Consider the following 25298-nt stretch of genomic DNA (forward strand, 5'->3'; position numbering starts at 1 on the left):
ATTCCATGAAGTCCATGAAATCTCTGGTTTTTTAATATATCGCAGTTTTAACCAAAAAAGTGTATATTTATAATGTAATTACTATCTAAGAGGTGTAACATCATGAATTTTGACAACTATATTTTTGATTTTGATGGTACTTTAGCAGACACAACATTATGTCACGTTTATGCAACTGAGCAGGCTTTTAAGGAATTAAATTTAAAGAATCCTGGTAAAGAAGAAATTTTAAGTGCACAAAGCCAACCGTTAGAGGAAGGTTTGAGAAGTTTAACTAGTATCGGTATAGATGAGGAAAAAGTTGAATTATTCATTAGGGCTTATCATAAATATTATAGTCAATATGAAATACATAATATAAAAGAGTTTGCGGGAATAAGTGAAATGCTCCAATTACTACATAATAAAAAGAAAAATATCTTTGTAATATCAAGTAATGAAACAGCTGTAGTAACAAGACAATTAGATTATTTAGGGCTTAATCGATTTATAAAAGATGCACTAGGTTTACATATTAAGGAGTTGCGAAAGCCTCATTATAAAATCTTACAATCCATCATACAGAATAATCATTTAAATCAAGGACGTACAGTATATATCGGAGATACAAAGCATGATGTTAAAAGTGCGAGTTTATCAGATATTAGATCCTGTGTAGTGACTTGGGGCGCGCAATCTGCACATGATTTACTTCAAGAAAATCCGTATTATGTCGTGAATGAACCAGAGGAAATTTTTACTATAATATAAATTAATAACGTCTTACTTCCATATCATTGGTAGTGGGGCGTTAATTTTAGCATGAGGAATTTTAAGATTAATGTTAACATATTTATAAATAAAGTTTACATATGGTGATGGCATGTTAGAGGTAATTAAAAATATTTATGATTTTGGTGAGCATCAACCTAAGCGATTGGCTTTGGTATTTGATCATCAACGAATAACTTACGATGAATTGATTCATGAGATAGATAAAGCAAGTTCTCAATATTCTATGATTAACGAGGGAGAAAAAGTTGGTTTATTAAGTAATCATCCGATAAAAAATCTGATTCATTATTTCGCTATTCATAGAGTTGGAGGTATTCCGTGCTTTTTTAGTAGTAAATGGAATAAAGTTACAATAAACCAGCTGATTGAAAAATATAAAATTCAATGGTTAAAGAGTGACCAGCACTTAATTAAAACAGGGTATAATAGGATTTCTCATTCTATTAATGGTACATTACTGCATATTGGATTTACTTCGGGAACATCTGGCTTGCCCAAGGCTTATTATAGAAATGAACATTCATGGTTAATTTCTTATAAAGAGAATGAGAAATTAATAAAGCATGATTCAAAAGTGATTGTTGCTCCTGGCCCTTTATCACACTCACTCTCCTTATACGCATGTATATATGCTTTGTTTACAGGACGCACATTTGTAGGTCAAAAAGAGTTTAATGCAGAAGTACTCGTGAAGACTATACAGTCTATACATCAGCCTGCTTCATTGTTTGTAGTACCCACGATGCTTTATCAGTTCATTTTAAAAGGTTTATATACTGCGGAAATTAAAAGTATTTTCAGCAGTGGAGCAAAGCTTTCAAAAGAACAATTTAGGGCTATCGCTCAACTTTATCCAGATTCGAATTTAATAGAATTTTTTGGCACCTCTGAGGCAAGTTTTATTAGCTATAATTTCAATCAAACAGCACCAAGACAATCAGTAGGCAAATTGTTTCCAAACGTGGAAGCCAAACTATTTGAGAAAGATTCAAAACATATTGGACTACTAAAAGTTCGAAGTGAAATGACTTTTAGTGGATATGTTGGTGAAGAACAAATTTCAAATGAGTGGATTGAGACAGGAGATTATGCACTAATTAGAAATAGAAATTTATATCTAGTAGGAAGGAAAAGTGACCGTCTAATTATAGGTGGCGTTAACGTATATCCTAGTGAGATAGAACAGCGCGTGATGAATATTGAAGGTGTCAGTGAAGCAATAATAATAGGTGAGCCACATCATAAGTTTGGAGAAATAGCAGTTCTTTTGTATACAGGAATAAAAGAATTAAAATATTCAGAAGTAAAAACGTGTTTAAAGAATCATCTATCAAGATATGAGGTTCCGTCTAAAATTAGGAAAATTAACGGTATGCATTACACTGAATCTGGAAAAATTGCTAGAGGAAAAATGAAAACTAAATATTTGAATGGAGAGATTTAAATATGAAGCAACCAGTCATTGTAGCAGCTAAACGAATTGCATTTGGCAAGTATGGTGGATATTTAAAGCATTTGGAACCAGAACAACTACTAGAACCTTTATTCAATTACTTTCAAGCAGAATATCCTGGAGCGATGGAATACTTGGAAGACGTTATTATCGGCAACACAGTTGGCAATGGTGGTAACATCGCAAGGAAATCTTTGCTAGAAGCAGGCCTTAAAAACTCCGTTCCAGGCGTTACTATTGATCGACAGTGTGGCTCAGGACTAGAAACTATTATACAAGCTTGTAGAATGATACAAAGCGGCGCTGGAAATGTATACCTTGCAGGTGGTGTTGAGAGTATAAGTAGAGCACCTTGGAAATTAAAACGACCTCAATCAGTGTATGAAACAGAATTTCCTCAATTCTTCGAAAGAGCGCCATTTGCTCCAAAAGGTCAAGATCCTTCAATGATAGAAGCTGCTGAAAATGTGGCGCGAAAATACGGTATTTCGCGAGTAATGCAAGATAAGTTCGCTTATAGAAGCCATCAATTGACTCAATATCACTATGATAATGGGAATATTTCCCGAGAAATATTGCCTATTAAAGTTAAAGGAGTATCGTTTGATAGAGATGAAAGTGTTAAGTCTCGTTTAACTACTGAGAAATTAAGTAGATTTAAACCATTATTAAATCAAGGTTCAATTACAGTTGGTAACAGTTGTATGAAAAATGATGGTGCCGTATTAATCCTTGTAATGGAAGAGAAACTCGCTAAAAACTTAGGTTTTGCTAAAGGATTAAAATTTATTGAAAGTTGTACAGTTGGGGTTGATCCTAATTATTTAGGTATAGGTCCTGTGCCAGCAGTTAGAAAGCTGTTAAAAAGAGCTAAAGTTAAAATAGAAGATATTGATACTATAGAATTAAATGAAGCATTTAGTTCACAGGTTTTAGCTTGTCAGAAGGAACTTAGTATTTCTGATGATAAGCTAAATCGATGGGGCGGCGCAATCGCTTCTGGTCACCCATATGGAGCAAGTGGCGCTGCTCTAGTTACACGATTATTTCATATGAATGTGCAAAATAAATCCATTGCAACAATGGGAATCGGTGGAGGGCTCGGTAATGCAGTATTATTTGAGAGATGGTGAAGAACATCAAAGAGTCATTTTTAAAGAAGAAGACGTGCGTAAGTATTGCTATTTATTAAATAAAGATTTCAATTATCAAGTCCCTACTTTAATGTGTGCAAAGCTTTGGTCGGAATTTAAAAGTTATAAAAAATTTGTAAAGAAACCTTTAATTTTAAAGGAGACATATGTTAAAGAATTTAATAAATTAGTAACGGATGAAGTATATGACGCGACTTTAAGCAAAATTTCAGTTAAAAATATAAAAGATTTTATCAAGCACACCTATAGTTTGAAAATAAATAAAAATAACCATAAATGTATATATATAGAACAAGTTTTTATTGAGGTAAAGCGTTAAAATGAAGATTTCAATCGAGATTATTAAAGAATACTTAGTATTAGTGAATGATATGAATCCAATACACAATGACATTGTACCAGGTCAATTAGTATGTGAAATCGCCTTCGAAGAACTCAATATACAATGGGAGAATTATAAAATAAAATACCTTAAACCTATTGATATACATGACGATATACGATTTTTTGTTGAAGACGAAACAATTATAAAAGTTTCGGATGATTTATACGGGGTAAAACTAATGGTATTAAAAAATTAGATGAAAAATTATTTTTTAGTTTTTTTATTTTCGTTGCCAATAATTAATGGAAGCAATTTCAAATGTTAAATTTAAATATCTGTAAAATGAATAAACTTAAAAAATTGAAAATTATGTAAACTGAATTAATTTGACATTAAAGTTTAACTACGTATAATTATGTAACACATCACAAGGGAGTGTTGTTGTAATGAAGTTCAACAAAAATCATATTAACGTGGTAGACGGTCAAGAAGCGAAAAAAACCGTTGTAGCTACCGGTATTGGTAACGCCATGGAATGGTTTGACTTTGGGGTTTATGCTTATACAACTGCATACATAGGAGCGAATTTCTTCTCTCCAGTACATAATCCTCAAATCCAACAAATTTTTACATTTGCAGCATTAGCAATCGCGTTCTTATTAAGACCTATTGGCGGTATCGTATTTGGTATCATCGGTGACAAATATGGACGTAAAGTTGTATTAACTACAACAATTATTTTAATGGCATTATCTACACTTACTATTGGGTTACTACCCAATTACAATACAATAGGAATATGGGCGCCAATACTGTTATTACTTGCTAGGGTGCTACAAGGCTTTTCTACAGGTGGGGAATACGCAGGTGCAATGACTTACGTTGCTGAATCATCACCGGATAAACGTCGTAATAGTTTAGGTAGTGGCCTTGAAATTGGTACACTTTCAGGTTATATTGCGGCTTCAATTATGATTGCATTATTAAGTTTCTTCTTAACTCATGATCAGATGCAAGCATGGGGTTGGAGAATTCCATTTATTCTAGGTTTATTCCTTGGATTATTTGGTCTTTATTTACGTCGTAGACTGGAAGAGTCTCCTGTTTATGAAAATGATGTAGCTTCCACTCCTCAAAGAGATAACATAGGGTTCTTCACTATTATTCGATATTATTATAAAGATATTCTCGTTTGCTTCGTAGCGGTAGTATTCTTTAATGTAACGAACTATTCTGTAACAGCTTATCTACCAACGTATCTTGGTCAAATTGTTAAACTGGATGCCACGACTACAAGTGTACTTATTACATGTGTAATGGCAGTTATGATTCCATTAGCACTAATGTTTGGTAAAATGGCCGATAAAATTGGTGAGAAAAAGGTATTCTTGATTGGTACAGGAGGACTTACTTTATTAAGTATTGTCGCATACAGTTTACTAAGTACTAAATCATTACCATTAATAATTATCGGTGTCTTCATATTAGGATTCTTCCTTTCAACATATGAAGCAACAATGCCAGGATCTTTACCAACAATGTTCTATACACATATCAGATATCGTACATTATCAGTAACATTTAACATATCTGTTTCTTTATTTGGTGGTACTACGCCTTTAATTGCATCATGGTTAGTAGAATCAACTGGAAATGCTTTAGCTCCAGCATATTATTTAACTGCAATTAGTTTAATTGGATTCTTAGTTATTACTTTATTTCATGCAAGTACAGCAAGTAAGTCACTTAAAGGTTCTTATCCAAATGTTGATAATGAAGAAGATAGAAAATACTATGAAGAAAACCCTAAAAAAGCTTTATGGTGGGTTAAAGAGAGAAAAGAAAAAGAAAACTTCTAAATATAAAAACTTAGAACATAACTTTCATTAAAGTAATAGCAGTAAAATGATCTCAATTAGAAATCTTTTTACTGCTATTTTTTTATTCACTAGACGTTCTTTTAATTAGAAAAAATAAACGCTAATGTTAGCAACGCTCAAAGGTTCTCTCCGAGCTACAAAAGGGGACAATTTTGGCTAACATTAGCGTTTTATACATTTTAAGGTGAGTATTTTTAGGGATGATTGAATGGCTTTTAAAGTTTATAGTTTAGGGGACAGAAAACTTTAAAAAACACATTATGTTAGGGAATAATTAGAACATAAATTCTAATTCTCAAATTCTCAATTGGATTTTGTGCAATGTCTTGTTTGGATGTGAAAATAACATCGACACGGTTTAGTAACTCATTTTCATTGTGTCTACGTCATTTTCTAGTAGAGAGAGCAATTTATAGATTTCGAATTCACTGAAAGTTTCATCACATTTTACTGTAATAGTCTTGAAAGTTTTAGTTATGATTTCGTAAATAGGTACTCCGTTCTCTATATTTTGCCTGTAGATAATCATGTTGTTCGATTCCTCCTTTGTCTCTCTACACTCTATATAGTAAATGAGTTTCTTTAAAAATACATGGGGCTATGGTATCAACTTTGAATACTACGAACATCGGAGAGATATCTCAGACTTTATGCCTAGAAATTTAGAGAAGTATTTGAAACCTCATTCAACAAAATATTTTAATTTCAATGATGATCTAAAAAACTGGCTTACACTTAAAGTAAGCCAGTTTCATTTACATATTTATTAAATATTACCTTTAAAGAGTTCAACTAGACGATGTGGACTGTCCTCACCTAGACATATATCCAATAATTCATGTGATTCTCTAGCTTCTTCTTCGCTTCTAGGGAACATGGTTTCTTCATAATCTTTAATAACGCTATTTAAATCTCCATTCATTTTTGCAATGCTTTCTGCTAATTCCACGGCATCTAACATAGCTAAGTTTGCGCCTTCACCTGAAGGAGCCATTAAATGAGCCGCATCTCCGATTAAAGTAACGCCTTGTCGTCTTTGCCAACGATGTTCATCAGGCAATGCATTAATTTTTCTTGGAGTAATTGAGGATTCAGCTTCCATAATCAATGCAGTAATTTCATTAGGCCAACCTTTAAATTCATTAGCTATAGTTTGTGTAGCTTCCTTTTTATTTGAGAAATCAATGTTGTCAATCCACTCTGAAGAGCATTGCATCTGTACATAAGTATGAATAATACCCCCATATTCACGATGTGCTACGATACCTTTTCCTGGAGATAATGCAAACATTTGGCCTTGTCCTACAACTTTTGCAGTTTCAGGATATTGGTTATCAACGTCATGAAGGTATGTTTCTATAAATGTGTAACCAGTATAATGAGGTGTAATATCAGTTAAAACTTTACGTACTTTAGACCATGCGCCGTCTGCACCTACTAATTTGCTAGTAGTTAAAGATGTATCATCTCTAAAGAACACTTGGTATTGTCCTTTTTCCAATTCTTCTACACGATCCACTTTTTTATTCCACTCTATTGTTTCGTTAGGTAATGAATCAATTAAAATTTGTCTTAAATCTCCACGTAAAACTTCAGGTCTACCATTATTTTCGTCAGCAGGCGCATCGTGAAGTAATTCCCCATTAGAATTAAATATACGTGCTGCGTCTGCGCCTTCATGAATAATAGAGTGAAATTCATCCATCAGATGAGCTTTTTTAAGTGCAACTTGCCCATTATGTTCATGTATATCAAGTTGACCACCTTGCGTACGTGCATTTGGAGATGTATCAATTTCATAAACCTTAGATGGTATACCATTGACATACAATACTCTGGCAAGTGTCAAACCTCCGATGCCTCCGCCAATGATTGTGATAGGTTCAGTCATCCCCACGTTTTGATCTTCAATATTCATGTTATAAGTTCCTCCTTTTTAAAAGGTTTCATTTACCATTGTTTACTACAGTAAAGGTTGTTTTAAACATATTCGTTTTAATATTTTTAGAGTGAAGATTCTAAAACGTGTGATAAAGGTGGAATATACACATAAAAATTTCCAATATAGAAAAATAAAAAGCTTTCAATCACCTTATTAATCAATAAAAAGTGATTAAAAGCTTTAAATTAAAAGAAGCTAAACATCATTTCATTTCTCAAATGCTTCTAACATTTTTGAATTAGATGACTGAATTTGAACTGTGTTTATATCAAGCTTTTGTCTATTTTAGCCATCTTAGAAAGCTATATAGAATGAATTCTTATTTTAGAAATCAATGCAGTATTTCTTTAAACTTCTGTTACTTCGACTTCGATGTGTTCGATGCGATGATATGCACCATGATCAACAGGTCCTACAAATTCATTCATTTTCCAACCGTTTTTGATTGCAGATGCTACGAAAGCTTTAGCAGCGATGACTGCTTCTCTTGGAGATTTACCGTTAGCTAGGTAAGCAGTTGTCGCAGCTGCGAACGTACAACCTGCACCGTGGTTATAACTTTGTTGGAACATATCTGTTGTTAACTGATAGAATTTATCGCCATCGTAGTATAAATCATAAGATTTATCTTGATCTAGCGCTTTACCACCTTTGATAATCACGTGAGGTGTACCTGCATCATAAATGATTTTAGCAGCTTTTTTCATATCTTCGATTGAAGTTAATTTTCCTAAACCTGAAAGTTGGCCAGCTTCAAATAAGTTTGGCGTTACTACTGTTGCTTTAGGTAGTAAATATTTAATCATTGCGTCAGTATTTCCTGGGTTAAGTACTTCGTCTTCACCTTTACAAACCATGACTGGGTCTACGACGAAGTAATCTGCACCTGATTCTTCATAAACTTCGCCTGCACGTTTAATGATTTCTTGAGTACCTAACATACCCGTCTTGATTGCGTCAGGGCCAATAGAAATTGCAGTTTCAAGTTGCTTTTCAAAGACATTCATATCTAGAGGTGTTACATCATGAGACCACGTTTCTTTATCCATCGTAACGATAGATGTCAAAGCCACCATTCCATACGTATCTAATTCTTGGAATGTTTTAAGGTCTGCTTGCATACCAGCTCCCGCACTCGTATCAGACCCTGCAATTGTTAATACTTTCTTTAAAGCCATAATTTTATTCACTCCCGTTAAGTTCTAATATATCCTTAATCATACCACGTTTATCGGGTAAGCTAAATGTTTATAGCTTTTCGAAAATGAAGGACCGTATGAATATATTACGCATTTAATTGAGAAATATGTAATTCATTGTTAATAGGAAGAAATGTCATATCGTCCTTTGATAGTAATTCTTCATTTAATTGAACTTTGAAAAGTTGATTACTAAAGTATGGCTTAATGTAATAAGCTTTATCTTTACTCTCCATAACTAATTGATATTGTGTGTAATGTGTTTCTCCAGCATCTAGCACAGCTCCTTGCGGTATACTGACAGAGTCTAGGATTTTAAAACAATTCATAAGGTTGATATCTTCATTATGAGAAGATGATAAATGATGTCTTAAATAAGTGGCACGCACGAATCGTTCTGTAGATGTATAGCCACCTGGTAGACCATTAGTGCCAGCTTCACATCCCATGGAACGCACTAATACTTTGCCAACAAGCTGATTTGTTGATTTCTCAGGTTGAAGGAAAGCATAATTTCTTAAATTTTGAATATGCCACTCAAGTTTAGGTGCGTTGGTTAATACCTTAACGTGGTTGTCTTTAACGATAAGTAGTCCGTTATGGGGTTCCACTGCAACTGTATGTCCTGACGTATCAGTGATTATAAAATGCAGGGGTGGAACTATATTTAATGTAGTATTTTTTTCATTCATAATGTTGATGTTTTTCACTTTTTGTTTGAGTTCTTCTATACTTTTAACGAAGCCAAGCACCCACACTATAAATTCTTCAGGTGCTAAATTGAAATAGCCATACCGTCTATGGTTGCTATATGAAGCTTCACCAGTGAAATAATGGTTTGAAATTGCCACTCCATGTTCATTGATGCCATCACCAAAGCGATATCTTCCGACTTTTAAATTAGTGCCTACGAAACCGTATTGAAGTCGTAATTCTGATTCTAAGTCAAATTGATACCGATAGTGGCGAGGTACCACAGTAGGTATGCCGTTAAATTCGAATGCGAAATCCATTGTTCTAGCTAAATAATGATGTTTTGATTTTGTGAAAAATGAAAAACCAGTACACATATGTCTACGCTCCAAACTTCTGATATAAATTGATTTAGTAGTACTATAGCCAAAAATATTTATATTGTAAACTTTGAAATATTATAGGTTTACATTTATAGAGCGGCAATTTAATCTTCATAACTTCTTATCATTGAATATGTTAAAATATGTCGAGAGGTGAATGCGATGAAATGGTCAGAAGTTTTTCATGATATAACGTCAAAACATGACTTTCAGGAGATGCACGATTTTCTAGAAAAAGAATATACAACTAAAATTGTGTACCCAGATAGAAAGAATATTTACCAAGCATTTGATTTAACACCGTTTGACAATATAAAGGTAGTTATACTGGGGCAAGATCCATACCATGGACCTAACCAAGCACATGGTTTAGCATTTTCAGTGCAACCTAATGCTAAATTTCCACCTTCATTGCGAAATATGTACCAAGAACTAGAAGATGATATTGGTTGTCATAGGGTATCACCACATTTACAAGATTGGGCTAGAGAAGGTGTGCTTTTATTAAATACTGTGCTGACAGTGAGACAAGGAGAAGCACATTCACATAGAGATATCGGATGGGAAACATTTACTGATGAAGTGATTGAAGCGGTTTCTAAACATCGTGAAAATGTTGTTTTTATATTATGGGGCAAACCTGCTCAACAAAAAGAGAAACTCATTGATACATCTAAACATTTAGTTATAAAATCTCCTCATCCTAGTCCATTATCTGCTTTTAGAGGTTTCTTTGGTTCTAAGCCTTATTCAAGAACGAATGAATATCTAAAAGCTAAAGGAAAAGACCCTATTAATTGGTGCGAAGGTTAAGGTGATATATGATGCGCAATAATAAAATGATTCATTTGATTGAACAAGAATTAGTGCAAGCGGATGAAGCTCATACTGAGGCTGAATTTGAAAAGCATATGTATGCTATACATACATTAACTTCTCTATACACTTCTAGTGATAATCAAACTTCGGTTCAAGATAGGCATGACGTATCCAATGCTCAAGCTTTATCTTCGCAACGCAAAGAATCGAATCAATCAAATCATAATAAAAATCAAGTGTCAGCTGCTGAAATTGAAGCAATGGGAGGTAAAGTACCTCAATCAATGAAAAATGAACATACGTCTCATTCAAATTTAATGACTACAGATGACAATATAGGAAATGGCGAGTCTATTTTCGACTTTTAAACATAAAGGAGCACAATTGAAATGATGAAATTATTTATAATTCTAGGTGCACTCAATACGATGATGGCTGTCGGTACAGGTGCTTTTGGTGCACATGGTTTAGAAAACAAATTATCTGAAAAATACATGTCTGTTTGGGAAAAAGCGACAATGTATCAAATGTATCATGGTCTCGGACTATTAATTATTGGAGTAATTAGCGGTACTACTGCTATTAATGTTAATTGGGCAGGTTGGTTACTTTTCTTCGGGATCGTCTTCTTCAGCGGTTCTTTATATATCTTAGCACTTACACAAATTCGAATTTTAGGTGCTATTACACCAATTGGCGGCGTGTTATTTATAGCAGGTTGGTTAATGTTAATTATCGCTACATTTAAATATGCAGGCTAAATACTCATAACTAACAAACATTTTTAAGCTTAAAATTCTAAAGAAAATAGTATACTTGATATTTAAAAACTCACCGAATCGGGTATAGAATACCTTCGAGGTGAGTTTTATTTATGGAAAATAAAAATAATAAAGTAGATAGAGGTGACCTTAAGCAAAACCTTTCTGAAAAGTTCGTATGGGCAATTGCTTACGGCTCATGTATCGGTTGGGGTGCTTTTATTTTACCAGGGGATTGGATTAAACAATCAGGACCTATTGCATCCTCTATAGGCATCGTCATTGGTGCGTTATTAATGATTTTAATCGCCGTTAGTTATGGGGCGTTAGTTGAGAAATTCCCGGTTTCAGGGGGAGCATTTGCTTTTAGTTTCTTAAGTTTCGGTAGATATGTAAGTTTCTTTTCATCTTGGTTTTTAACATTTGGCTATGTCTGCGTCGTAGCACTAAATGCTACAGCGTTTAGTTTATTAGTTAAGTTTCTATTACCCAATGTTTTAAATAATGGAAAGTTATATACAGTTGCAGGTTGGGATGTCTACATAACGGAGATTATCATTGCAACAGTACTATTATTAGTCTTTATGATTATCTCAATTAGAGGTGCGAGTGTATCTGGATCACTTCAATATTATTTCTGTATTGCAATGGTTGTCGTTGTCTTACTTATGTTCTTTGGTTCATTCTTTGGTAGTAACTTTGACTTAAGTAATTTACAACCTTTAGCTAATTCAGATAAAGGTTGGTTTAGATCTATTATCATGATTGTGGCTATCGCACCATGGGCTTATGTAGGTTTCGATAACATTCCGCAAACCGCAGAAGAATTTAATTTCGCACCAAATAAAACATTTAAATTAATTGTTTATAGCTTACTAGCAGCAGCACTAACATATGTTGTCATGTTACTTTATACTGGATGGTTAGGCACACATTCTAAAAGTCTCAACGGTAACTTATGGTTAACAGGTGCAGTTACGCAAGGAGCATTTGGTTACATTGGTCTTGGTGTATTAGCTATTGCTATCGCAATGGGTATCTTTACAGGACTCAACGGTTTCTTGATGAGTTCAAGTCGTCTTTTATTCTCTATGGGACGTTCTGGTATTATGCCTACAGTATTTAGTAAATTGCATAGTAAATATAAAACACCATATGTTGCTATTATCTTCTTAGTGGGTGTAGCATTAGTAGCGCCTTGGTTAGGACGTAATGCATTAAATTGGATTGTTAACATGTCGTCAACAGGTGTCTCTATTGCATACTTCATTACTTGTTTATCAGCAGCAAAACTATTTAGTTATGATAAACAAAGCAACACATACGCGCCTATTTATAAGACGTTTGCGATTATTGGTTCAATCGTATCATTTATCTTCTTAGGATTACTCTTAATTCCAGGATCGCCTGCATCATTGCCAGGACCTTCTTACATTGCTTTAGCAATTTGGCTAGTGATAGGTCTTATCTTCTTCTTTATCCGCTATCCTAAGCTTAAGAAGATGGATAATGACGAATTAAGTCGTTTAATTCTTAACCGTTCTGAAAATGAAGTCGAAGACATGGTTGATGAACCTAAGAAATAATTTAATTAATACAAAAAATGTTTCTTTAATATAGTTTTGAAATAAAGAAAGCTCAAAGATGATTTACATTAATAAAATCATCTTTGAGCTTATTCTATATATATGGAATTATAATTTTTTTCGTGTACGATCAAAGCCTGAGATAACTATTTTAGAGATTTGGTCAGCAAACAATAAGCCTAAAGCAATTGCTCCTGCAATCAATGTTACTTCAAGCATCGTATTAATTGCTCTGCTGAAATGAAGTAATACTAAATTTTTAGTAGCATCGTAAGCAAGTCCACCTGGAACTAAAGGAATAATACCTGTAACCATAAAGATAATGACTGGTTCTTTCATATGGCGTGCCATGTAGTGGCTTAATAAACCTAATGCTAAACTTCCAAAGAAACTTGAATAGATAGTGTGAACCTGTAGACCATCAAAGAATAGAATATAGACCATCCAACCACATGCTCCAACAAATCCACATGATAGATACAATTTCCTAGGCGCATCAAATATGACACAGAAGAAGAGTGAGGCGAGAAAACTAAATACAAAATTCAATATCCAAAACATTTTCTACATGCCTCCTAAACTAAAATTAAAATTGAGCTAACGCCTGCACCAATACCGAATGAAGTCACTAACGCCTCTAAAGATTTAGTAGTAAACATCAACATATGCCCACCAAATAAATCTTGAATCGCATTAGTAATTAATACTCCTGGTACAATCGGCATGACTGCTGCGATGATGATTGTTGCTAAATCGACACTTGGTACAAGCGAATGTCCAATGACTGCAATAATACCAATCACTAATGAACCTAAAAATTCTGGTATAAATTGTGCATGTAATTTGCGATCAAGTATTTCAACTACTAGATAACCAAAACTCCCAGCTAAAATCGCTGTAATCACATCAATGAGACGTCCTCCTTGTAAATAAAGAAAACTCATTGCGATAATTGCTGCAGCTATACCTTTGAAGGGAAGACTACTGTCCCTCTTAGCTATATAAATATGTTCTAATTTTTTCTTAGCTTCTTCTAGGTCAATTGTGCCATTAGTAATTTGTCTTGAGATTTCATTAGCTTGAGAAATTTTTATAAGATTTGTATCACGTGATTTAATTCTATATAAACGCTGATATGATTCATTATGTAACGTAAATTGAATAACAGTATTCGTTACAAAGCTATTACTTTCTGAATAACCTAACTTTCTAGCGATGCGAGTCATTGTGTCTTCGACTCTAGTACCCTCAGCGCCAGATTCTAATAATATTCGGGCAGCTAACATGACTACATCTTTAATTAGACTTTCATGAGCTGTTTCATTTGATTCAATAGTCATTACATCACCAATTTTTAAAATATTTTGAATTTAATATTATTATAGTAGATGTGATTAAAAAAGACCACATACATAAACTTTAACCCTATTCGCAAATGTGAAAAGTTAAACTAAAATATAATTAAATTATTTAAATAAGTTCAATTTTAAACCTATCATGAAATTATTCGGTAAAAGTGTATATTTTTAATTTTATCGTGTTTCAAATGTTTCAAAATGGTTAAAATAATATTAGTTAACGATTACAAAGAATATATTGGGTAGCGACTGTATATTCTCTGAAGTTAACTTAATACGTAGTAGTGATTAAAGTTCTCCCAAGGATACTACTAGGAAGGCACACTTCGAGTTCTCCGAAGTGTGCTTTTTCTATTTTTAAGTATATAAAAAAGCTATGAAGAAATATCTTCATAGCTTTCTGCAGTCAAAAATTAAATATTAAAGAATTCATTGAAATCGTCTGTATTTAAGATATGACCTACATAGAAACTACCAAAATCGCCATAACGCGCTGTAGTTTCGTCAAAACGCATTTCGTATACAATTTTCTTAAATTGTAATACATCGTCTGAGAATAATGTCACACCCCATTCAAAATCGTCAAAACCAACAGAACCAGTGATAAATTGTTTGATTTTACCGGCATATTTACGTCCAATCATGCCGTGGTTATACATTAAATTCTTACGTTCTTCTATAGGTAACATATACCAGTTATAAGTTTCATTACGACGTTTATCCATAGGATAGAAGCAGATGTATTCAGAATGAGGAAGTTCAGGATACAATCTAGCTTTTACATGTGGATTTTCATACGGGTCTTCGTCAGATTTGCCGGCTAAGTAATTACTTAATTCAATCACTGAAACGTAAGAATAAGTAGGAATTAAGTAGTCCGCAATACGTAATTTATTAAAATCATTTTCAATTTTATTTAAGTCTTTCATTTCAGGACGTAAGAACCATAATAGTAGGTCTGCTTTTTGGCCTGTAATATTATAAATTGCTTGATCACCTGTGTGTGACTCTCTTGCTTTAGATTTATCTTCAACAAATGATTTTAATTCAGAAATCATTGCCTCACGCTCGTCTTCTGGAACTAAACGAAATGTAGTCCAATCCATTGCATAAAACAAATGTAAACTATACCAACCATCTAAAGTTTCGGCTGCTTCACTCATAGTTATCGCTCCTTATCTTCAAATTCTTAATCAATTCACGTTAAATTTTATCATAAACAAACTAGGAACTCCTAAGTAAATGTTTACAATTGAGTGAAATGGAATTCTACTACAAAATGACGTATAATTTGAAATGTAAACGTTATTATGAATGTGAATTGAGGAGGACATTATGGCTGATTTATTAAATGTATTACAAGAAAAATTATCTGGAAAAAATGTAAAAATTGTATTACCTGAAGGGGAAGACGAAAGAGTTTTAACGGCAGCAACGCAATTACAAGAGAGTGATTATGTTTCACCCATCGTGTTAGGTAATGAAGAAAAAATTAAATCTTTAGCAGAAGAAAAATCTCTCAATTTAACTAATATTGAAATTATTGATCCTTCATCAAGTGATTTAAAACCTGAATTAGTAGATGAATTTGTAGAGCGTAGAAAAGGTAAAGCGACTAAAGAACAAGCTGAAGAAATGTTAGATAATGTTAATTATTTCGGTACAATGCTTGTTTACACTGGTAAAGCCGCAGGTTTAGTAAGCGGTGCTGCACATTCAACTGGCGATACAGTACGTCCAGCATTACAAATTATTAAAACTAAACCAGGTGTATCTAAGACTTCTGGTATATTCTTTATGATTAAAGATGACGAGCAATATATCTTCGGCGACTGTGCCATCAACCCTGAATTAGATGCTCAAGGATTAGCTGAAATTGCTGTAGAAAGTGCTAAGTCTGCACTAAGCTTTGGTATGGAACCAAAAGTAGCAATGTTAAGCTTCTCTACAAAGGGCTCTGCTAAATCAGACGACGTGACTAAAGTTCAAGAAGCATTAAAATTAGCTCAAGAAAAAGTTCAATCTGATAATATTGAAAATGTTGTGATTGATGGGGAATTCCAATTTGATGCTGCGATTGTCCCTAGTGTAGCTGAGAAAAAAGCGCCTGGCGCTAAAATTCAAGGAGACGCTAATGTGTTTATCTTCCCAAGTCTTGAAGCAGGTAACATTGGCTATAAAATTGCACAACGTTTAGGTGGTTATGATGCAGTTGGTCCTGTTCTTCAAGGTCTAAATTCGCCTGTTAATGACTTATCACGTGGATGCTCAACTGAAGATGTTTATAACTTATCTATTATTACTGCAGCTCAATCACTACAATAATGGATTTATCAAGTAAATATTTTAACCAAATACCGTGGCGTTATGTGGATCATTCAACGGGTCTGGAACCCATGCAATCCTTTGCATTTGACGATACATTCTCTGAAAGTGTTGGGAAAGACTTATCATGTAATGTAGTAAGAACTTGGATTCACCAACATACAGTTATCCTTGGTATACACGATTCAAGACTTCCATTTTTAAGTGATGGCATACGTTATTTAACAAGTGAAGTAGGCTATAATGCCATTGTGAGAAATTCAGGTGGACTTGGCGTAGTATTGGACCAAGGTGTGCTTAATATTTCTTTAATATTTAAAGGACAAACTGAAACAACTATAGATGAAGCTTTTACAGTAATGTATCTATTGATATGTAAGATGTTTGAAGACGAAGATGTAGATATTCACACACATGAAATTGAACAATCTTATTGTCCTGGTAAATTCGATTTAAGTATTGATGGCAAGAAATTTGCTGGTATTTCTCAAAGACGTGTACGTGGAGGTATAGCGGTTCAAATCTATCTTTGTGTAGAAGGATCGGGTTCTAAGCGTGCTGCTATGATGAGAGACTTTTATCAACACGCACTCAAAGGAGAAACAACCAAGTTTCGTTTCCCTAATATTGATCCCGAATCTATGGCTTCTTTAGAGACGTTACTCAATAAAGACATTAAAGTTCAAGATGTAATGTTTTTACTTTTATATGCACTGAAAGATTTAGGTGCTCAATTAAATATGGATCCAGTTACTGAAGATGAATGGCAACGATATGAAGGTTATTTTGAAAAAATGATCGAACGAAATGCAAAAATGCATCAAAAATTAGATTTGTAAAGCGTGCGTAAGAATATTTTAAATAGATGAGTAAGTGAATAGGAGAAGGTCTACAAAAAACTCGATTTGTAGACCTTCTCTACTTGTATTATCAAATAAAGAATAAATTCTTATATCATTAGTTATAGATATATATTCCCAGGTCTTTTTGTAGTATCATATGTAAGGTGGAAAATTTTAGAAAACTTTAGTTAAAATTTATTAAATGTTTACATAATCGAAGTTAAAGGTAAATATAATTCATAATTTTGATAACTCTATTTAAGAGTTTTATACTATTAAAGTATTGTTAGTTATCAAGAAAAGAGTTATTATACTCTTTTGTAGTTAAAAAATACTGATATTAAAATATTGCATCGTTAAACAGTGGCAACACAATTGTAAAATTCGCTAAAATAGTAATTTCAATGATGTCTAAATATAGACGTATTTATACGTAATAAAAATTATTTTTCAAATTAATTATCAGATAGTGTCAATGAATTAAAGTATATATAAGGTATATAAAAAGGTGAGAAAACATGACGAGACAAGGATACGGGGAGTCTACCGGAAAGATTATTCTAATAGGTGAACACGCAGTAACATTTGGTCAGCCAGCAATCGCCATCCCATTTAATGCTAGTAAAATAAAAATATTAATTGAAAGTATGGAGGAAGGTAACTATTCTTCTATTACAAGTGATGTATATGATGGCATGTTATATGATGCGCCTGAACATCTAAAGTCTATCATTAATCGTTTTATAGAAAGAAGTGGTGTAAAAGAACCACTTTCTGTAAAAATCCAAACGAACTTACCTCCTTCAAGAGGACTAGGTTCAAGTGCAGCCGTAGCTGTTGCATTTGTTAGAGCTAGTTATGACTTCATGGGAGAACCTTTAGATGATGACACATTAATCAAGGAAGCAAATTGGGCAGAACGTATTGCACATGGTAAACCAAGTGGGATTGATACACAAACTATAGTTTCTAATAAACCTGTATGGTTCAAACAAGGGCACGTTGAAAACCTTAAATCACTTCAACTTGATGGTTATATGATAGTTATAGACACTGGAGTCAAAGGATCGACTAAACAGGCAGTAGAAGATGTTCATAGATTGTGTGAAGACCCTGGATACTTGAGCCATATTGAACATATTGGATCTCTTGTTCATGAAGCAAGTGAATCTATTGAAAAACATGACTTTAATCATCTTGCAGATATATTTAATCAATGCCAAAAAGACTTAAGACACTTAACCGTTAGCCATGATAAAATAGAAAGACTATTAAAAATAGGTGAAGAACATGGTGCTATCGCTGGTAAGCTTACTGGAGGAGGACGTGGCGGTAGCATGCTTCTTCTTGCGCAAGATTTACAAACTGCCAAAAAGATCGTAGCAGCTGTTGAAAAAGCAGGCGCAGCACATACGTGGATTGAACATTTAGGAGGGTAAACCATTGGTGAAAAGTGGCAAAGCACGTGCGCACACAAATATTGCGTTAATCAAATACTGGGGTAAAGCTGATGAATCATATATTATTCCGATGAATAATAGTTTATCTGTCACGCTAGAACGTTTTTATACTGAAACACAAGTAACGTTTGACGCGTCACTAACTGAAGACCAACTTATTCTAAACGGGGAAGAAGTTGATGCTAAAGAAACAACTAAAATCCAAAAATATATGGATATCGTGAGAGATGTTGCTGCCACAGATTTACATGCTAAAATTGAAAGCAATAATTTTGTTCCTACAGCGGCTGGATTAGCTTCATCGGCTAGTGCATACGCTGCATTAGCAGCTGCTTGTAATGAAGCACTTCAATTAGGTTTATCAAGCAAGGATTTATCTAGATTAGCACGTCGAGGTTCTGGTTCAGCTTCAAGAAGTATCTACGGAGGCTTTGCTGAATGGGAAAAAGGTCAGGATGATGCGACTTCTTATGCTCATGCTATTGATGCTAATGATTGGGAAAAAGATCTTTCTATGATTTTTGTAGTAATCAATAACCAATCGAAAAAAGTCTCAAGTCGTTCAGGGATGTCTTTAACAAGAGAAACATCTCGTTTCTATCAATATTGGCTTGACCATGTTGATCAAGATTTAGCTGAGACAAAAGAAGCAATAAAAAATAAAGATTTCAAACATTTAGGTGAAGTTATAGAAGCAAATGGTTTAAGAATGCATGCTACAAATTTAGGTGCACAACCGCCATTTACATATTTGGTTCAAGAAAGTTACGATGCGATGGCTGTCGTCCATCAGTGTCGTGAAGCTGGCTTGCCTAGTTATTTCACCATGGACGCAGGACCAAATGTTAAAGTGTTAGTTGAAAAGAAAAATAAACAAGCTGTCGTTGAACAATTTTTAAAAGAATTTGATGAATCGCAAATTATTGTAAGTGATATTATTAGTACTGGCGTTGAAATTATTAAGTAAGGAAGAGATAGAATGATACAGGTCAAAGCACCCGGAAAACTTTATGTCGCAGGTGAATATGCTGTAACAGAACCAGGCTATAAATCTGTCCTTATTGCAGTAGACAGATTTGTTACAGCAACAATAGAAGCCTCTAATGAAGTTGAGGGAAGTATTCATTCCAAAACATTACATTACGAACCTGTAAAATTTGATCGTAATGAAGATAAAATTGAAATATCTGATGTGCAAGCTGCTAAGCAATTGAAGTATGTAGTTACTGCTATCGAGGTATTTGAACAATATGCACGCAGTTGCAATATCAAACTTAAACATTTCCACTTAACGATTGATAGTAATTTAGCTGATGATTCTGGCCAGAAGTATGGCTTAGGATCAAGTGCTGCTGTTTTAGTTTCAGTTGTTAAAGTATTGAATGAGTTTTATGACATGCAACTTTCGAATTTGTATATCTATAAATTAGCAGTTATAGCTAATATGAAATTACAAAGTTTGAGTTCTTGTGGAGATATAGCAGTGAGTGTATACAGCGGTTGGCTTGCTTATAGTACATTCGATCATGATTGGGTTAAGCAACAGATGGAAGAAACATCTGTAAATGACGTATTAGAAAAAAACTGGCCAGGACTTCATATTGAACCATTACAGGCACCAGAAAATATGGAAGTTTTAATTGGATGGACAGGTTCTCCTGCATCATCACCACATTTGGTTAGTGAAGTAAAACGTCTAAAATCTGACCCAAGTTTCTACGGTGAATTTTTAGATCGATCACATGATTGTGTAGAAAGTTTAATTCAAGCGTTTAAGACTAATAATATTAAAGGCGTTCAAAAGATGATACGACAAAATCGTCGTGTTATTCAATCAATGGATGTTGAAGCAACAGTTGATATAGAAACAGATAAACTTAAGAAATTATGTGACATTGGTGAGAAACACGGTGGCGCATCTAAAACATCTGGCGCTGGTGGCGGTGATTGTGGTATAACAATTATTAACACTATTATTGATAAACAGTTAATTTATGATGAATGGATAGCGCAAGGGATTAAACCATTAAAATTTAGGATTTATCATGGACAGTAATAAAAACAGCCTTTATTAAAGGTTGTTTTTTTATATGGTGTATATTATCGATTAAATCAACTTGAAATTTATAGCAAAAAGAGTAAAATAATTAGAGTTATATAGAGAAATGATTTTGATATGAGCTGATTTAATAATAGAAAGGTGGGTAGCAAGATGCAGAATAAATTTCTGATTTGCGATGAATGTCAGGCAGTTAATATTAAAACGTTGAAAAAGAAATTAGAAAAATTAGATCCTGAAGCGGAAATTGAGATTGGCTGTCAGTCATACTGTGGTCCGGGAAGACGTAAGACCTTTGCATTCGTTAATAATCGCCCACTTGCTGCTTTAACTGAAGAAGAGTTAATGGAGAAGGTCATTAAACAATTGAAGAAACCACGTGATCCTGAGGAAGAAGAGCGTTTAAGAAAACGTAATGAAGAACGCAAACGCCGTAAAGAAGAGCAAGACCGCAAACTTAAAGAGAAACTAGAAAAACGTAAAGCGGCTAAATAGATAAATACTAAAAAAAGGAACTGACGTAGCGCAGTTCCTTTTTTTGATAAAATCCAAAGTGAGAGTTTTAATACAGTAGATAGGGATCTACTGCATAAGAACCACTAATGATTAAAAATCAAAGTGTTAATAGGAACACAGTAGATAGGGATCTACTGTATAAGAACCACTAATGATTAAAAATCAAAGTGGTTCTAAAAACAAATCGTTGAATGATTCGGCCATAGTTGGGTGTGTATAGATATTTTCACTTAGTACTGTGTATGGGATGTGCTGATCTATCGCTAATTTGATGAGATTAATCAATTCTTCTGATTCTTTTCCATATAAACTTGCACCTAATATTTCGCCATTATCTTTATTTAGTACAACTTTGAAAATACCTCTTGAATCGTTATTAATTTTATGTCGAGGTATTGTATTTACGTAGATTTTATTTTCCAGGAAATTAAAACCTTGTGCTTCTGCTTCAGCAGCAGTGAGACCAACTCTTGATAGAGGTGGATCGATAAATACTGTATAAGGAATGTTGCCTCTATTCTCAGTTGTTCGCGATCCATCTCCAAAGAGTTGGGAACGAAGAATTCTAAAGTCATCAAGAGAAATGTAAGTGAATTGTAAGCCACCTTTAACATCCCCAGCTGCATAGATATGTTTAACTGAAGTTTGAAGTTGGGAATTCACCTGTATTTCACCACGTTGACCGATTTTTACGTCAGTATTCTCTAGACCTAGTCCATCGATGTTAGGTTTACGTCCAGTTGCTAGTAACACTGCATCAGCTTTGAATTTACCATGATTGGTATGAACGATTGTTGAGTCGCCTTCATTAGAAAATGCAGTTGTTTCAACGTTTGTATGAACTGAAATCCCTTTGTCTTGCAAATCTTGAAGTGCTAGGTCAGCCACCTCTCGGTCCTCACGAGGCATTATCACATCACCATGTTCTAATATGGTCACATGTGTTCCTAAATTACTAAACATTGAAGCAAATTCGAGTGCAATATATCCACCACCCACAATGACTAAGTCTTTAGGTTGGAAATTAATATTTAATAATCCAGTTGAATCATATATATTTTTAGTAGTTTTTATACCCTCAATTTTTGGTATATTTGCTTGAGCTCCAGTATTAATGACGATTTTGTTCCCTGTGATTTTATCTTTTACATTACCTGCATGATCCAATAACGCAATTTCATTATTAGAAACAAAAGACGCTTTATAATCTAATATATCTATATTGTCTTTTGATGCTAAATTGTTATAATTCTTTTTATTTAATGCATTCACTACTTCATTTTTTCTTGAAAATGCTTCATCGAAAGATGCTCCTTCGATACCGTCATGCACTAATGTTTTAGAAGGAATACATCCAATATTTATACATGTACCGCCATACATTTTAGATGATTGTTCTATAAGTGCGACGTGCTGTCCTTGTCCGGCTGCGAAAGATGCTAAAGTTTTACCTGCTTTACCAAATCCAATGATGATAAGGTCATAAGATGTCATATTTGGTTTACCTCCTGCAAAATGTCGTTTAAGACATCTTGAATTGTTTTGTTACGATAGAAATTTAAAATGAGTTGAATTTCTTCATCACGATATCGAGCCATTATCTGTGCAATATGTTTAGAAATGTCACAGTGACTGTTGCGGTCTCCAGTGTAAACGCGTTGATTATTATCTTTAGTGAGAACGAATTGTTGATATAACTCAGCTAAATTCACTGTAGAGGTATATTGATTAGCTTTGTATCCGCCATCTTTACCACGTACTGTAGTGATAAGTTGCTGGTCGCTTAAGTTAGCCACGACACGTCTTAACTGAACGGGATTAAGACAAGTTAATTCCGCCAATTCCTTACTATTAAATTTTTCGTTTTTGTGCTTAGTAAGAAAGCTTAACACATGTACCGCAATGTTGAATTCTAAATTCATATCTACCCACCTTAAATGTAACTTCTTTAGTTACATTTAACTGCAATAAGTATCAATAGTCAATCTTTATGACTTCGTCAAAAATTTTTCGTGATTTTATATACTATAAGAAGGGTAAATGTAATTTGTAAGTTCATTTTTTGAAAATGAAATAAAAAAACAGTAATAGTAATGAAGGAGATGACTTCAATGGCTAATAAAGTACAATTAGGTAAATCAGATGTTAAAGTCTTCCCAATTGCACTTGGAACTAATGCAGTAGGTGGACATAATTTATATCCGAATTTAGATGAAGAACAAGGTAAAGACGTTGTACGTAAAGCAATTGATAATGGTATCACTTTATTAGATACAGCTTATATTTATGGACCTGAACGTTCTGAAGAACTCGTTGGACAAGTTGTACAAGAATATCCACGTGAACAAGTACAAATCGCAACTAAAGGGTCACATGTTATTAAAGATAATGATGAAGTGGTACAAAATAATGACCCAGAATATCTAAAGCAACAAGTTGAGAATAGTTTAAAACGTCTCCAAGTAGATTATATTGATTTATATTATATTCATTTTCCTGATGAAGAGACGCCAAAAGATAAAGCTGTTGCAGCGTTAAAAGAATTAAAAGATGAAGGTAAAATAAAAGCAATAGGTGTGTCTAACTTCTCATTAGAACAATTGAAAGAAGCAAATAAAGATGGATATGTCGATGTCGTACAATTAGAATATAATTTATTACATCGTGAAAATGAAGAAGTAATGGCATATGCAGCGGAAAATAATATTACATTTGTACCATACTTCCCATTAGCTTCTGGAATTTTAGCAGGTAAATATGATGAAGACCAAACATTTGACGATCATCGTGCAACACGTCGTGATTTCCAACCTGAAGTGTTCAATGATAATGTACGCCGTGTTAAGGAATTAACGGATATAGCGGAAGCGCACAACACATCAATTGCTAATGTCGTACTAGCATTCTACTTAACACGTCCATCATTAGACGTTGTAATTCCAGGTGCTAAACGCGCTGAACAAGTTGTAGAAAATATTGATGCTGCAAATATTGAATTAACTCAAGATGAAATTAATAAAATTGATCAATTATTCCCGATTGAAAATTAATAATTGGGAAGTTTAAGAGCGATACCAACATATGACGTTGAGTATCGCTTTTTTAATGTAATTATAAATTTTAAAGTTTAGACAAAATAATTTGAGAAATTTTGGGTATGTTAAATAATATCTATACATAAAAATGCACAGTATAAAGTTGGAGGAAATGAATAATGATTACGGTGTTGTTTGGTGGGAGCCGTCCTGAAGGGAATACGGCAGAATTAACCCGATATACTTTAGATGGTTTAGATTACACTTGGGTGGATGTCACTCAATATCAATTTAATCCTGTTCGTGATGTGAGACATGAAGATTACTATATTGAATCGTATGAAGACGATTATAAACAACTTATTGATTTAGTATTAGAGAGTGATACAGTGATATTTGCGTCGCCAGTATATTGGTATAGTATTTCGGCTTCTTTGAAGGCATTTATAGATCATTGGTCTGAGACTATGGAAGACAAAGATTATCATGATTTCAAATCTAAGATGGCTATAAAGGATTTTCGATTAATTTTAGTAGGTGGCGATTGTCCTAAAGTCAAAGCTAAACCATGTATTACTCAGATGAAATATAGTGTAGAGTTTTTGGGCGGAGAGTTGAAAGGTTATATTATTGGAACTGCTGAAAAGCCTGGAGATATTAAAAAAGATATATATGCTTTAGATCGTGCACGAGAATGGAATGAAGAACTAGGTAAATAAGATTATGACAATTCA

The 25298-nt window shown here is 33.6% G+C and carries 28 protein-coding genes; 19 read left to right on the forward strand and 9 right to left on the reverse strand.

The window, feature by feature from the left end; genetic code table 11:
• Positions 1–102: 102 nt before the first annotated feature.
• The 6 genes from HMPREF3154_RS07570 to HMPREF3154_RS07595 all read left to right on the forward strand — a co-directional run bounded on the left by HMPREF3154_RS07570 (position 103) and on the right by HMPREF3154_RS07595 (position 5565).
• The gene (locus HMPREF3154_RS07570; protein WP_030059916.1) at positions 103–750 is read left to right on the forward strand and encodes an HAD family hydrolase; all 648 of its coding nucleotides are present in this window, start codon (positions 103–105) and stop codon (positions 748–750) included.
• A 112-nt stretch (positions 751–862) separates the two neighbouring features.
• The gene (locus tag HMPREF3154_RS07575) at positions 863–2218 is read left to right on the forward strand and encodes an AMP-binding protein (protein ID WP_030059918.1); all 1356 of its coding nucleotides are present in this window, start codon (positions 863–865) and stop codon (positions 2216–2218) included.
• A 2-nt stretch (positions 2219–2220) separates the two neighbouring features.
• Positions 2221–3360: a thiolase family protein gene (locus HMPREF3154_RS07580; RefSeq protein ID WP_030059919.1), complete on the forward strand. Its 1140-nt coding sequence runs from the start codon at positions 2221–2223 to the stop codon at positions 3358–3360.
• Complete coding sequence (locus HMPREF3154_RS07585; RefSeq protein ID WP_002452507.1) at positions 3335–3700, forward strand: hypothetical protein; 366 nt, start codon at positions 3335–3337, stop codon at positions 3698–3700. Before HMPREF3154_RS07580 ends, HMPREF3154_RS07585 begins: the two co-directional genes overlap by 26 nt.
• Before the next feature lies 1 nt (position 3701).
• The gene (locus HMPREF3154_RS07590; protein WP_002432996.1) at positions 3702–3962 is read left to right on the forward strand and encodes a hypothetical protein; all 261 of its coding nucleotides are present in this window, start codon (positions 3702–3704) and stop codon (positions 3960–3962) included.
• A 190-nt stretch (positions 3963–4152) separates the two neighbouring features.
• A complete protein-coding gene (locus tag HMPREF3154_RS07595) occupies positions 4153–5565 on the forward strand; it encodes an MFS transporter (protein WP_030059921.1) in 1413 nt (470 codons plus the stop codon).
• 379 nt (positions 5566–5944) lie between these two features.
• Here the strand turns inward: HMPREF3154_RS07595 and vraX are convergent, their stop codons facing one another.
• On the reverse strand, positions 5945–6115 hold the full coding sequence (vraX, locus tag HMPREF3154_RS11540) for a C1q-binding complement inhibitor VraX (RefSeq protein WP_016898722.1): 171 nt from the start codon (positions 6113–6115) through the stop codon (positions 5945–5947).
• A 43-nt stretch (positions 6116–6158) separates the two neighbouring features.
• On the opposite strand from vraX, the gene HMPREF3154_RS11545 reads away from it, so the two are divergent.
• On the forward strand, positions 6159–6356 hold the full coding sequence (locus tag HMPREF3154_RS11545; protein WP_107362899.1) for a hypothetical protein: 198 nt from the start codon (positions 6159–6161) through the stop codon (positions 6354–6356).
• Here HMPREF3154_RS11545 and HMPREF3154_RS07600 read toward each other — a convergent pair.
• The 3 genes from HMPREF3154_RS07600 to HMPREF3154_RS07610 all read right to left on the reverse strand — a co-directional run bounded on the left by HMPREF3154_RS07600 (position 6353) and on the right by HMPREF3154_RS07610 (position 9797).
• A complete protein-coding gene (locus tag HMPREF3154_RS07600) occupies positions 6353–7504 on the reverse strand; it encodes an FAD-dependent oxidoreductase (protein WP_070474581.1) in 1152 nt (383 codons plus the stop codon). The two genes, HMPREF3154_RS11545 and HMPREF3154_RS07600, sit on opposite strands and share 4 nt — an antisense overlap.
• Before the next feature lie 371 nt (positions 7505–7875).
• Positions 7876–8706 (reverse strand): bifunctional hydroxymethylpyrimidine kinase/phosphomethylpyrimidine kinase, encoded by an 831-nt coding sequence (thiD, locus tag HMPREF3154_RS07605; protein ID WP_030059924.1) that lies wholly within the window; start codon positions 8704–8706, stop codon positions 7876–7878.
• Between the two features lie 107 nt (positions 8707–8813).
• Complete coding sequence (locus HMPREF3154_RS07610) at positions 8814–9797, reverse strand: choloylglycine hydrolase family protein (protein ID WP_030059926.1); 984 nt, start codon at positions 9795–9797, stop codon at positions 8814–8816.
• Positions 9798–9965: 168 nt separating this feature from the next.
• Here HMPREF3154_RS07610 and HMPREF3154_RS07615 point away from each other — a divergent pair, with 168 nt between their 5' ends.
• The 4 genes from HMPREF3154_RS07615 (at position 9966) to HMPREF3154_RS07630 (ending at position 12969) form a co-directional block, all read left to right on the forward strand.
• Positions 9966–10616: a uracil-DNA glycosylase gene (locus tag HMPREF3154_RS07615; protein WP_002433321.1), complete on the forward strand. Its 651-nt coding sequence runs from the start codon at positions 9966–9968 to the stop codon at positions 10614–10616.
• Positions 10617–10627: 11 nt separating this feature from the next.
• Positions 10628–10990, forward strand: coding sequence for a DUF5327 family protein (locus HMPREF3154_RS07620; protein ID WP_030059928.1), 363 nt, complete (start codon positions 10628–10630; stop codon positions 10988–10990).
• A gap of 24 nt (positions 10991–11014) precedes the next feature.
• Entirely contained in the window at positions 11015–11383 is a 369-nt protein-coding gene (locus tag HMPREF3154_RS07625) for a DUF423 domain-containing protein (protein ID WP_162488584.1), read from the forward strand.
• A 113-nt stretch (positions 11384–11496) separates the two neighbouring features.
• Complete coding sequence (locus tag HMPREF3154_RS07630) at positions 11497–12969, forward strand: APC family permease (protein ID WP_002452516.1); 1473 nt, start codon at positions 11497–11499, stop codon at positions 12967–12969.
• Between the two features lie 108 nt (positions 12970–13077).
• Here HMPREF3154_RS07630 and HMPREF3154_RS07635 read toward each other — a convergent pair whose 3' ends face one another.
• The 3 genes from HMPREF3154_RS07635 to hemQ form a co-directional block, all read right to left on the reverse strand.
• The gene (locus tag HMPREF3154_RS07635; protein WP_002433140.1) at positions 13078–13530 is read right to left on the reverse strand and encodes a threonine/serine exporter family protein; all 453 of its coding nucleotides are present in this window, start codon (positions 13528–13530) and stop codon (positions 13078–13080) included.
• A gap of 14 nt (positions 13531–13544) precedes the next feature.
• On the reverse strand, positions 13545–14309 hold the full coding sequence (locus HMPREF3154_RS07640; protein ID WP_030059931.1) for a threonine/serine exporter family protein: 765 nt from the start codon (positions 14307–14309) through the stop codon (positions 13545–13547).
• Between the two features lie 431 nt (positions 14310–14740).
• Entirely contained in the window at positions 14741–15490 is a 750-nt protein-coding gene (hemQ, locus tag HMPREF3154_RS07645) for a hydrogen peroxide-dependent heme synthase (protein ID WP_023350746.1), read from the reverse strand.
• A 172-nt stretch (positions 15491–15662) separates the two neighbouring features.
• Here hemQ and pta point away from each other — a divergent pair, with 172 nt between their 5' ends.
• The 6 genes from pta to HMPREF3154_RS07675 all read left to right on the forward strand — a co-directional run bounded on the left by pta (position 15663) and on the right by HMPREF3154_RS07675 (position 21508).
• Complete coding sequence (gene pta / locus HMPREF3154_RS07650) at positions 15663–16652, forward strand: phosphate acetyltransferase (RefSeq protein WP_002452520.1); 990 nt, start codon at positions 15663–15665, stop codon at positions 16650–16652.
• Positions 16652–17491 (forward strand): lipoate--protein ligase family protein, encoded by an 840-nt coding sequence (locus tag HMPREF3154_RS07655; RefSeq protein ID WP_070474584.1) that lies wholly within the window; start codon positions 16652–16654, stop codon positions 17489–17491. Before pta ends, HMPREF3154_RS07655 begins: the two co-directional genes overlap by 1 nt.
• A 521-nt stretch (positions 17492–18012) precedes the next feature.
• Positions 18013–18933, forward strand: a complete 921-nt coding sequence (gene mvk / locus HMPREF3154_RS07660; RefSeq protein WP_030059932.1) for a mevalonate kinase — start codon at positions 18013–18015, stop codon at positions 18931–18933.
• 4 nt (positions 18934–18937) lie between these two features.
• Positions 18938–19921, forward strand: a complete 984-nt coding sequence (gene mvaD, locus HMPREF3154_RS07665) for a diphosphomevalonate decarboxylase (protein ID WP_030059933.1) — start codon at positions 18938–18940, stop codon at positions 19919–19921.
• A gap of 12 nt (positions 19922–19933) precedes the next feature.
• Positions 19934–21010 (forward strand): phosphomevalonate kinase, encoded by a 1077-nt coding sequence (locus HMPREF3154_RS07670; protein WP_002433171.1) that lies wholly within the window; start codon positions 19934–19936, stop codon positions 21008–21010.
• A gap of 156 nt (positions 21011–21166) precedes the next feature.
• Positions 21167–21508, forward strand: coding sequence for a YuzB family protein (locus HMPREF3154_RS07675; protein WP_002433135.1), 342 nt, complete (start codon positions 21167–21169; stop codon positions 21506–21508).
• 183 nt (positions 21509–21691) lie between these two features.
• On the opposite strand, the gene merA is transcribed toward HMPREF3154_RS07675, so the two are convergent.
• Both merA and hypR read right to left on the reverse strand, forming a co-directional pair.
• Complete coding sequence (merA, locus tag HMPREF3154_RS07680; RefSeq protein ID WP_030063508.1) at positions 21692–23023, reverse strand: hypothiocyanous acid reductase MerA; 1332 nt, start codon at positions 23021–23023, stop codon at positions 21692–21694.
• Positions 23020–23451, reverse strand: a complete 432-nt coding sequence (gene hypR, locus HMPREF3154_RS07685) for a redox-sensitive transcriptional regulator HypR (RefSeq protein ID WP_030063506.1) — start codon at positions 23449–23451, stop codon at positions 23020–23022. The genes merA and hypR overlap by 4 nt, the downstream gene beginning before the upstream one ends.
• A 189-nt stretch (positions 23452–23640) precedes the next feature.
• Here hypR and HMPREF3154_RS07690 point away from each other — a divergent pair, with 189 nt between their 5' ends.
• Positions 23641–24579, forward strand: coding sequence for an aldo/keto reductase (locus tag HMPREF3154_RS07690; RefSeq protein WP_030063504.1), 939 nt, complete (start codon positions 23641–23643; stop codon positions 24577–24579).
• A gap of 164 nt (positions 24580–24743) precedes the next feature.
• Positions 24744–25283, forward strand: a complete 540-nt coding sequence (locus HMPREF3154_RS07695; protein ID WP_030063502.1) for a flavodoxin family protein — start codon at positions 24744–24746, stop codon at positions 25281–25283.
• Positions 25284–25298 lie beyond the last annotated feature (15 nt).

The sequence above is a fragment of the Staphylococcus sp. HMSC06C11 genome (assembly GCF_001808345.1).
Classification (GTDB): Bacteria; Bacillota; Bacilli; order Staphylococcales; family Staphylococcaceae; genus Staphylococcus; species Staphylococcus capitis.